This window comes from Archangium sp. (genome assembly GCF_036389735.1).
In the GTDB taxonomy this organism is placed as follows: Bacteria; Myxococcota; Myxococcia; order Myxococcales; family Myxococcaceae; genus Archangium.
In genome coordinates this window covers 1-9,581 of record NZ_DASVWK010000536.1, presented here as the reverse complement: position 1 = coordinate 9,581, position 9,581 = coordinate 1, and the positions used below count along the sequence as shown (strand labels likewise).

13 protein-coding genes are annotated in these 9,581 nt (G+C 70.9%); 6 read left to right on the top strand and 7 right to left on the bottom strand.

Going from position 1 to position 9,581, the window contains the following annotated elements:
* The 7 genes from VF794_RS18775 to thiS form a co-directional block, all read right to left on the bottom strand.
* The coding region (locus VF794_RS18775) for a hypothetical protein (RefSeq protein ID WP_414640924.1) at positions 1–257 on the bottom strand (257 nt) is incomplete at its 3' end.
* A gap of 638 nt (positions 258–895) precedes the next feature.
* Positions 896–2,101: a DUF4350 domain-containing protein gene (locus tag VF794_RS18770; protein WP_331112310.1), complete on the bottom strand. Its 1,206-nt coding sequence runs from the start codon at positions 2,099–2,101 to the stop codon at positions 896–898.
* The gene (locus VF794_RS18765; protein WP_331112308.1) at positions 2,098–2,982 is read right to left on the bottom strand and encodes a DUF4129 domain-containing protein; all 885 of its coding nucleotides are present in this window, start codon (positions 2,980–2,982) and stop codon (positions 2,098–2,100) included. Before VF794_RS18765 ends, VF794_RS18770 begins: the two co-directional genes overlap by 4 nt.
* Positions 2,979–4,004, bottom strand: coding sequence for a hypothetical protein (locus tag VF794_RS18760; RefSeq protein WP_331112306.1), 1,026 nt, complete (start codon positions 4,002–4,004; stop codon positions 2,979–2,981). The genes VF794_RS18765 and VF794_RS18760 overlap by 4 nt, the downstream gene beginning before the upstream one ends.
* A complete protein-coding gene (locus VF794_RS18755) occupies positions 3,961–4,602 on the bottom strand; it encodes a thiamine phosphate synthase (protein ID WP_331112304.1) in 642 nt (213 codons plus the stop codon). The genes VF794_RS18760 and VF794_RS18755 overlap by 44 nt, the downstream gene beginning before the upstream one ends.
* The gene (locus VF794_RS18750; RefSeq protein ID WP_331112302.1) at positions 4,602–5,384 is read right to left on the bottom strand and encodes a thiazole synthase; all 783 of its coding nucleotides are present in this window, start codon (positions 5,382–5,384) and stop codon (positions 4,602–4,604) included. The genes VF794_RS18755 and VF794_RS18750 overlap by 1 nt, the downstream gene beginning before the upstream one ends.
* A gap of 9 nt (positions 5,385–5,393) precedes the next feature.
* The gene (gene thiS / locus VF794_RS18745; protein WP_331112300.1) at positions 5,394–5,594 is read right to left on the bottom strand and encodes a sulfur carrier protein ThiS; all 201 of its coding nucleotides are present in this window, start codon (positions 5,592–5,594) and stop codon (positions 5,394–5,396) included.
* A gap of 122 nt (positions 5,595–5,716) precedes the next feature.
* Between thiS and VF794_RS18740 the strand changes: the two genes are divergently transcribed.
* The 6 genes from VF794_RS18740 to VF794_RS18715 all read left to right on the top strand — a co-directional run bounded on the left by VF794_RS18740 (position 5,717) and on the right by VF794_RS18715 (position 9,513).
* Positions 5,717–6,079 carry a hypothetical protein gene (locus VF794_RS18740; protein WP_331112298.1) on the top strand — a complete coding sequence of 121 codons (363 nt, stop codon included), beginning with the start codon at positions 5,717–5,719 and terminating at the stop codon, positions 6,077–6,079.
* 8 nt (positions 6,080–6,087) lie between these two features.
* Positions 6,088–6,603, top strand: a complete 516-nt coding sequence (locus tag VF794_RS18735; RefSeq protein WP_331112296.1) for a hypothetical protein — start codon at positions 6,088–6,090, stop codon at positions 6,601–6,603.
* A 7-nt stretch (positions 6,604–6,610) separates the two neighbouring features.
* Positions 6,611–7,105, top strand: coding sequence for a hypothetical protein (locus VF794_RS18730; RefSeq protein ID WP_331112294.1), 495 nt, complete (start codon positions 6,611–6,613; stop codon positions 7,103–7,105).
* Between the two features lie 229 nt (positions 7,106–7,334).
* Positions 7,335–7,970 (top strand): DUF5666 domain-containing protein, encoded by a 636-nt coding sequence (locus VF794_RS18725; RefSeq protein WP_331112292.1) that lies wholly within the window; start codon positions 7,335–7,337, stop codon positions 7,968–7,970.
* 103 nt (positions 7,971–8,073) lie between these two features.
* On the top strand, positions 8,074–9,099 hold the full coding sequence (locus VF794_RS18720) for a dipeptidase (protein ID WP_331112290.1): 1,026 nt from the start codon (positions 8,074–8,076) through the stop codon (positions 9,097–9,099).
* 36 nt (positions 9,100–9,135) lie between these two features.
* A complete protein-coding gene (locus VF794_RS18715; RefSeq protein ID WP_331112288.1) occupies positions 9,136–9,513 on the top strand; it encodes a hypothetical protein in 378 nt (125 codons plus the stop codon).
* Positions 9,514–9,581: the final 68 nt, after the last annotated feature.

Sequence of the window (9,581 nt, the reverse complement as noted above, 5' to 3'; positions counted from 1 at the left end):
CGCTTCACCTGGGCGGCGAGCTTCCTGGTGGTGCCGTCCCAAGGCTCCGGCTGGGCGCCATCCGGGAGGAACACGGTACCGGCCTCCCGCAAGAACTCCCAGACACGGGGCTGCTTGGGGTCGTCCTTCTGCACGTTGAAGTCCGGGTTGCCGTTGGCGTCGGCGGGCGAGCTCAAGGCCAGGAAATTCTGCCAGGCGAAGGTGTCGAACGCGGCCTGGGCCTGGGCGAGCTGTCCCTTGGCCAGGAAAGCCTGCACTTGCGACGAGTCCACGTCGTAAATCATGGGAGAGGCCGCGGAGACGCTGGGCGAGGCCTTTCCGGCGGGCTGCGGCGCGGCGGCCTGTACGCGAGCTCCGGTGAGTGCCCCGGAGAGGCCGATGAGAAGACCGACGCGCCCCAGATTCCTGCCGAGGGTAGACCGGGACGAAGAACGGAGATGATTCCGAGCCATTGAAGAAGGACTTCCTGCTGACAGGGGTGTGGAGGACCGAGGCCTCATCCCCCCCTTGCGAGTGAGGCCTCGTTGGAACGGCATGGATGGGTTGGGGTTCCCATACGACGGGACACACGCACTAAAAGTCCTACCATGAACACATGGGTGGCGCCAGGGACTTCGTTCAAATGGATTACTCACGCAACGGAATTACCGTTGTGAACGTCCCTGGGGGCAAGTGCAGGAACACGGCCAGCATCCGGATGCACGGCCCCTCCCTCGCAACGGAATAAAATCAGGTCTGGGTTGGAGGAGGAGCCCGCGCTGACATGTCCGCTGACACGTCAGCTCGGACTACTGACGTGTCAGCACGCGCCCGCTGGCGGTCAATGACACGCAAAGAATGACAAGCGAATCCTGACCAACTTCACCATGGGCCTGGTCAACCGCCTGGGCCAGGCCTACGTCTTCGTCACAGGGGGCGTCACACGCCCGGTGACGATGTCCTCGAATCGAGCGTATCGGCGCGCCAGGCGGGCGTAGTCGCTCGGGCGGATCTCCCGCTGCTCCATCGTCCGGACGAGGTCCTCCCGGGCAGCCAGGTAGTCCGCGGCCGGGAGCCCGCAGGTCTGCTCCAGGGCCCGCGCCGCCTCATCCTCCGGCAGCGCGAGGGGGATGCCCAGGCGCTCGTGCATCCGCCGCCGGAGCTGTCGTGCCAGCTCGGGGACCAGCTCACGCTCCACCTTCGAGCGCCGCGCCAGCCACCCCAGCGAGCGCACGTACTCCAGCGCGGAGCGGTGCTTCTCCTCCACCAGCGGCCGGGGCGGGCCGAAGCGCGTGCCGCGCGCCACCACGTAGAGCAGCCCCACCACCAGCGCCTGCGCCGCGAACACCCACAGGCCCCGGGCCGACGGAGGCTCCCTCCGCGGGCCCAGGGCGTGGTGGTACTCGTCGAAGGCCACCGGCCCGCGCGCCGACAGCGCCTCCCAGAAGCGCAGGTTGTCCAGCAGCTCCAGCCGCCGGTTCTCCGCCAGGTCCGGGCCCGCCAGCACGTACACCTCGCCGGACCCCACCGGCACCCGCCACATCACCGCCGCGCCGTTGGCTCCCGCCAGGGGCACCGCCTCCGGTCTCACCACCGTGAGGCCGCGATCCGCCGCCACGCGGAAGTGCTCCAGGCCACGGGCCGCGCCCACCGGCACCCAGACGCGCGCCGTCGTGCCCGTGAGGTCCTTCTCCTCGGGAGGCAGTCCCTCGGAACTCGGCGCCAGCAGCGGCCCGTCGGACACCTGGAGCCAGTCGTCCAGCCGCGCCTGCCGCTGCTTCGAGTCGCGCGCCACCAGATAGACGAGCGTCCCGCCCGCGCGGACCCACTCGCGCAGCGCCTCGGTCTCGGACTTCGTCACGGGTTGCCCCGCCGGTGCCGCCACCACCACGGTTCCCGAGCCCGTGGGAAGTCCTGGCGCGTCGAAGGCGTTCGCGTGCGCCGACACCGGCGCGCCCGACTCCTGGAGGTACAGGTACAGCGCCCGCAGCCCCTGGGGGCCCGGGTTGTCCACCGAGGGCACCGTCGATGGAGGCTCCCCCCGGCTCGTCGCGAGCCCCAGCGCCAGCGCCGCCGTCACCAGCACGCCATAGAGGATGGCCGTCGTCCACTGGCCCTTCATGCCCGCGCCCCCGCCAGCCCCTGGTGGAGCCGCTCCACCTCGTCCACGAAGCGCGCCGCGTCCTCCGAGGGCACCGGCTCAAGCGAGTAGAAGGCCCGGTCGTACCAGCGCACCAGCCGCTCCACCTCTCCCGTGAGCTGCGCGGAGGCGCCGCGTCCGGGCAACTCGCCCACCAGCTCGCGGTTCGTCTTCACGCGATCCGGTCGCGCCAGCCGCTTCGTCTCCAGCGAGGACAGCAAGGCCAGCAGCCCCTCCCGGATGGCCTCTCGTGGCTGGCCGCCCAGCGCCGCCCGCGCCCGTGCCAGGTGCTCACCCGGGGAGTCGAGCACCAGCGCCATCGCGGTATCCGTCCCCATTTCCGCTCCCCGCCGCGCCGGGCCCCGCCGCCAGTGGCGCAGGCGCAGCACCGCGAAGAGCGCCACCGCGAAGCCCAGCACCAGCACCACCGTCCGGGTACTCGACGCGAAGCTCTGCGCCTGCCGCGTCTGGAGCAGCTCCTCCAGCCAGTCCAACAGCGTGCGCATCAGCCGTTGGAGGAGATCGCCCTGGCGCTGCCTCGCCTGGGCGAACTCGGGCCGCGAGAGGATCTCCCGGAGCCGGGCGGGGTCGCCGTGGGGCAGGGGGCCCGTCGCGTTCTCGGGCGCCGCGAGTTGTGCACAGGCTTCCTGGAGGCGGCGGGTCGCCGTCTCCGCGTGCGCCTCGGGCGGGTCGTCCTTCGGCGAGCGCAGCGGCAGGCCCTCCCAGCGCTGCTCCAGGGCCTCGAGGTACGCCTCCAGCTCCGCCGGCTGCTCCCGGGCCAGTGTCGCGAGCCGCTGGGTCTCCTGGGCCTGGGTCTCGCAGGGCAGGGCCGCGAGCCACAGCAGCGCCACCCCCGTCATCATGCGGCCACCGTGGGCGTCGAGCGCGCCTCCAGGCGTCGCTCCAGGTCCAGCCCCTCCCGGCGCACGCGCAGGTCCAGGTACATGAGCGCGTAGAAGACGAGCCCCAGCGGGCTGAACACCGCCTGTCCCATCACCTGGAGCAGCTCCGCGGGGACGAGCAGCGCCTGGGGCACGGGGTTGGCGTTCATCGGGTCCAGGGGGTTGCCGTAGGCGAACTGGACGATGAGGGCGGGCATCCCGGAGAGGATGCTCACCGCCAGCAGGATGGCCGACACCACGGTGACGAGGATCATCGCGCGCACCCGCACCCGCCCGAGAAAGCCCGGCTCCACCCGTCCGGAGAGCAGCTCCCCCGAGCGCCGGAAGGCCCGCACCGCCGACAGCTCCTCCATGGCCAGCACCGGCCCGAGCAGCGAGAAGCGCAGCAGGTACCAGAGGAGGCCGGCCAGCCCGCCCAGCATGACCAGCAGGATGCCGACGACCAGGACGATCCCCCCGGCCATCCGGAGGCCCGGGGCGCTCGACAGCGCCAGCATCGCCCCGCCCGCCACGGACACCAGCCCTCCGGGCAGCACCATCAGCAGGTTGGCGCCCACCGCCCACAGCAGGGAGAGCGCATACGCGCCGGTGAACGTCCCGAGCCGGTTCAGCCCGCGCCGCACGCCCTCCGCTGGAGCCACCGGCTCGCCGAGTTGCGCTGGCACGACGTAGCGGGACACCACCAGCGTGGACAGCCAGTAGAGCCAGAAGGTCGCCACCAGCATCCCGGCCGTCATGAGGAGGAACTGGCCGTATCCGAGCAGCGCCGCTTCCATGTCCCCCTCACCCTTGGTGGCGCCCTGGAGCATCGCGAGGGTGCTCCGCATCGCGAGTTGGAGGGACTTGGTGAGGATGTAGGTGAGCAGGTTGAAGCCGAAGCTCAACAGGAAGAGATGCTTGAGGTGCTTGCGCCAGAACGTGGCCGAGCGGTCGATGATCTCACCGAGGCCCAGGGGGCGCAGATCCGAGAGGGGAGGGCTCACGGGCCGCAGCATACAAGGTCTTCGCGGCGGCTCCCGGATCCTCCGCCTCCAGCACCCCGGAGATGACCGCGAAGCCCGCCGCCCGTTCGAGCAGGAGGGCGCGCTCGGGGGTGATGCCTCCGAGCGCCAGGGCGGGGCAGGGGAGGGCCTCGGCCAGCTTCTGGAATCCCTCGGGCCCCAGTGTGGGCCGCGTGTCCCCCGGCTTCGAGCCCGGCGAGAACACCGGGCTCACCAGCGCGAGATCCGCTCCCCGGGCGCGCCGCGCCTCCTCCACGTCGTGCACCGCCACGCTCACGAGGCGGCCCGAGGGCAGGTGCGGGCGCACGTCCTCCGGCGTCAGGCCCGCGGCGGGCAGGTGCAGGTGCGCTCCCACCAGGAGGGCCACGTCCAGCCGGCCATTGACGAAGAGGGGATTGCCTCGCGCCCGGCACAGCCCGGCCAGCAGCCGGGCCTCCTCCAGGAACTGGCGCGCGGGGGCCTCCGGGTGCCGGTGCTGCACGGCGACCCCGGGGCCGACCTCCAGCGCCCGCTCCAGCGCGGCCAATAGCCGCCCCCGGGGCAGGCGCCAGTCGGTGATGACCAGCACCCGCGGGAGCACTACTCGACGAGCCCCTCGATGGGACTGGACGCCGAGGCGTACGCCTTGCGGGGAATCCGGCCCGACAGGAAGGCCTCGCGCCCCGCCTCGATGGCCAGCTTCATGGCCCGGGCCATGCGCACCGGATCCTTCGCGCCCGCGATGGCCGTGTTCATCAGCACCGCGTCCACGCCCAGCTCCATGGCGATGGCCGCGTCCGACGCCGTGCCCACGCCCGCGTCCACGATGACCGGCACCTTCACCGTCTCGCGGATGAGGCGGATGTTGTGCGGGTTGCGGATGCCCAGCCCCGAGCCGATCGGCGCCGCCAGCGGCATCACCGCCGCGCACCCCGCGTCCTCCAGCTTGCGCGCGGTGATGGGGTCATCCGAGGTGTAGGGCAGCACCGTGAAGCCCTCCTTCACCAGGATGCGCGCCGCCTTCAGCGTCTCCTCCACGTCCGGGTAGAGCGTCTTCTCGTCGCCCAGCACCTCGAGCTTCACCCACTTGCTCATGCCCAGCTCCTCGGCGAGCCGGCAGGTGCGCACCGCGTCGTCCGCCGTGTAGCAGAGCGCCGTGTTGGGCAGCAGCCTCATGCGCGAGGGGTCGATCCAGTTCATCAGCGAGGCCTCGCCCTTCGCCGAGAGATCCAACCGCCGCACCGCCACCGTCACCATCTCCGCGCCCGAGGCCTCGTGGCAGCGCTTCATCACCTCGTGGCTGGGGTACTTCCCCGTGCCCACGATGAGTCGGGACTGGAAGGTGACGCCCGCGATGACCAGGGGTTTGTCCTGCACGCTCATTGCTCGCTCCTATCCGCCACCGACGAAGGTGACGATCTCCACGCGATCCCGCGGGGACAGTTGGAACTCGGCGTGGCGCGCACGGCGGACCACCTCCGCGTTCACCTCCACCGCCACTCCCGGCCCGCCCACCTCCATCGAGGTGAGCAGCGCCGCGAGCGTCATGCCCTCAGACACTTCCCGTGGCTGTCCGTTGACCCAGATCGTCAAGGCTCGATGCTCCCGCTGCTGGCGCTCGACGCACTACAGGTGCCTCCCTCCGCTGTCAACGCGCACCCGGGGCGTCCCCCCTGGCTATACTGATGGCCATGTTCACCGTCCGAAGCAGGCTCGTGGCTTCCGCCCTGGTGCTGACGCTCGGGCTGCCGGCCTCCGCCGAGTCCCCCCGCCCGTCCGATGCCCCCACCGCCCAGGTCTCCTCCGGGTTCCCCGGGCACCGGTACGCCTTCGTGGCCGGCGGCCTGGTCCTCCTCGGTGGCGCCGCGTTCGGCTACTTCGCCCACGGCGAGTCCCAGCGCGCCCGGACCCTCTCCTCGGCTCGCGAGTCCGGCGTCGCGTACGACCGGGCCCGCACCCATGCCGCCACCGCCAATGTGCTCTACGGGGTGGCGGGGCTGAGCCTCGCCTATGGGCTCGTGCTGGAACTCCTCCCCGAGCCCGCCGCCGAGAAGGCGAGCCTCACCTTCCACTTCTGAAGCGAGTCATGGACGTCCTGCTCAAATCCCTGGTGCTCGCCTCCGCCCTGACGGCCTCGGGTTGCCTGTTCTCCGATACCCCCGGGCCGGGGCAGCCCTGCTCGGAGGACTCCGAGTGCCCCACCTCCTACCGCTGTGTGGCCGTCTCCGGGGAGGAGCGCGCCTGCGAGGTGATGTACCCCCCGCGCCCCCTGGATACCGACGCGGGCACCCCCGACGCCGGGCCGGTGCCTACCTGGTGCCAGGACATCCAGCCCATTCTCGCCGCCAGTTGCGTGTCCTCGTGCCATGGCGCGACGACGAGCGGGAGCGGCAAGGCCTACTTCCGGCTCGACCTCTACGCCCAGGATGCCGGGGTGCTGGGCGCCAGGGACATGGCGGCGAGCATCAAGGCGCGTGCCGTGGATCAGCGGGACATGCCACCCCCCCCGGGCAGCCCCGCTCCCTCCGCGACCGAGCGAGACCTCCTCTCGCGCTGGGTCGTGGCCGGTGCCCCGTTCTGCGCCGATGGTGGTACTCAATAGCCCCACCATGAAGCCCCTCTCCTTGAACATCCTGGGCCTCTGGGCCGCCGCGCTCGCCGGCTGTGTCCTCGAGTCCCCCGACTTCACCGGCAAGTCATGCGAGACCGCGGCCGACTGCCCCGAGCCCTACACCTGCGTCGCGGCACGTCCGGGCGAGGGACGCACCTGCGAGGTGCTCAACGGGCCCGGTACCTCCAACCCCAACACCGGGCCGGTGCCCACCTGGTGCAAGGACATCCAGCCGATTCTCGCCGCCAGCTGCGTGTCCTCGTGCCACGGCGCGACGACGATCGGGAGCGGCCGGACGGACTTCCGGCTCGACCGGTACGAGCTGGAGGGGGGGGTGGCGGGGGCGAAGCTGATGGCGCCTCGCATCCACGCGCGCGCCGTCACCTTCCGCACCATGCCGCCCCAGAAGCAGGGGCTTCCAGAGCCCACCGAGGCCGAGCGCGCCCTCATCGACCGTTGGGCCTCGGGCGGTGCGCCCTTCTGTGACGACTAGGCCCCCCTGAACAGCGGTACCTGGAACGGCGGTCGGAGCTTTTCGCGGGGAATCCCGCGAATTCTTCCCGTTTCGAGCAGGCGTGCCGCCGAGCCCCCCCCTTCCCGCCGGGTGCCCCTGTATCGGCTTCTTCCTGGCGACAAGCCTGGGCATCCGCGATGCAGGCGCGCAGTTTCCCGCCACACGACAGGGGGCCTTCCCCGTCTGGGACGGAAAGGGAGAGGGAGACATGCGCAAGCTCATGATGGCGGTGGTGGCGGTGGTGGCGGTGGTGGCGGTGGTGGGGCTCGGGCTGACGGTGGGCTGCCAGAATCGCGGCAACGAACTCCAGGAGAAGCGGCAGGACCTGGCCGAGGCCCAGCGCGAGGCGGCGCAGACGAACGCGGAGGTCCAGCGCGATCTGCAGCAGGGCACCGCCGAGGCGCGCACCGACGCGATGGAGAAGCAGCAGGAGGCCCAGCAGGAGGTGGTCGAGGAGCAGCGCGAGCTGGTCGAGGCCCGCAATGAGCAGGCCCTCGACGAGCACAAGGCCATCGGTGGCAGTGGCGCCGCCAGCGGCATGGCCAATGACAAGAGCAGCGGCATGGCCAATGCCCAGACCGAGGAAGTGAAGGGCACCATCCAGTCCGCGTCGGCCAGCAGCATCACGCTGCTCATCCCGGACAAGAACAACCAGATGATGCGGTTCCAGGCGAACCCGCAGACCCAGGTGATGCAGGACGACAAGCCGATGGCCCTCTCGGACCTGAAGCCGGGTGACGAGGTGCGCGCCTCCTACCAGCTGGATCAGAACGGCAAGATGCTCCTGCGCAGCATCGACGTGAACAAGCAGAGCGCCCAGCACCCGGACCACAAGAAGAAGTAGCTCCGCGCATGACGCGGTGGGGCGCGGCCTCCGCTTCCGGGCGGGGGCCGCGCCTTTTCCGGAATGCTTGTAGGAGGGGGGCCGCAGGCCCGAGACTGTGCCCATGGCCCTGAAGACGAGCGACGTGCTCGAGCTCCATCAGCGTTGGTGCATCGCCGACGGACATGCGGACTCGCTGATGTGGAACCGGGATCTCTGCGAGCGCTCCTCCGATGGGCACGTGGACTTCCCCCGCCTGCGCGAGGTGGGGATGAAGCTCCAATGCTTCACCATCGTCACGCGCGGCTTCCCCTTCATCGGCGGCTTCGAGGCCTTCGCCATCTGGCGTGGCTGGCCCCGCGAGGCTCGCGCCACCGAGTGGTCCCGCGCCCTCTGGCAGATTGACCGGCTGGCCGAGTTCTGCCGCCGCTCCGAGGGCCACGTGCGCCTCACCGCGACGGGGCAGGCGCTGGAGGAGAACCTCGCGGAGGGGAGGCTCTCGGCCGTGCTCGGCATCGAGGGCGCCCATGCGATCGAAGGTCAGGTGGAGCGCGTGGCCGAGCTGCACCAGCGGGGCGTGCGCTTCATGGGTCTCACCCACCTGTCCAACAACGCCGCGGGTGGCTCGTCCTTCCCACTGATGGGCAACCGGCCCCTGTCACCGCTGGGCCAGTCGGTACTGGAGGAGATGGCTCGCGTGGGCATGAGCGTGGACGTGGCCCACGCCTCCGAGCGCACGCTGGAGGACATCCTGGCCCACCCGACGGCGCGCGTCTTCTCCTCGCACACGGGCGTGCGCGGGGCGGGGGGCGGCTGGCGCAACCTCTCGGACGAGGTGCTGCGCCGCATCGCCGACCGGGGTGGCGTGGTGGGCATCATCCTGGCGCCCGTGTACCTGGGCGGGGACGCCATCGACGACGTCGTCCGGCACATCGAGCACGCCCTGTCGGTGATGGGGGAGGAGGGAGTGGGGATCGGCTCGGACTACGATGGCATGGTGGCCCTGCCCAAGGGCATCCGCGACGTGACGGACCTGCCCAAGCTCACCGAGGTGCTCCTGCGCCGCCACCCGGAGGCGCTGGTGGAGCGCATCCTGGGCGACAACTTCCGGAGGTACTTCCGCGAAACGCTCGGGGGTGACGTGGGTTGACCGGGGTCGCGGCGCCTGGAATCGTCCGGCGCCGTGATGAACCGCTCCCTCGTGCTGCTCCCGTTGTTGTTCGGCTCCCTCCTGCTCTCCGCCTGCATCGTCCAGCCGGGTGACGCGTGCGAGGGCGGTGGCTACACCTGCTCCAGCCAGACGGAGGCCCTCGAGTGCCGCGACAAGAAGTGGCGCACGTTGCCGTGCAGGGGCCCCCAGGGGTGCTCGGAGGATGGTCAGACCGTGAGCTGCGACCTGACGCTCAATGTCGAGGGGGACGCATGCGCGGCGTCCGCCGAGGGCCGCGGGCAGTGCACGGCCGACGCCACGGCCGTGCTGGAGTGCCGCATGGGCACGCTGGTGAAGGTCAAGTCCTGCAGCGTGTGCACCATGGACAGCACTCGCGTCATCTGCCAGCCGTGATCCGCTTCACAGCAAGCCTGTGACTTGCTTCACAGCGGACACTGGGGGTCCCCGGTACCTTGAGGTCA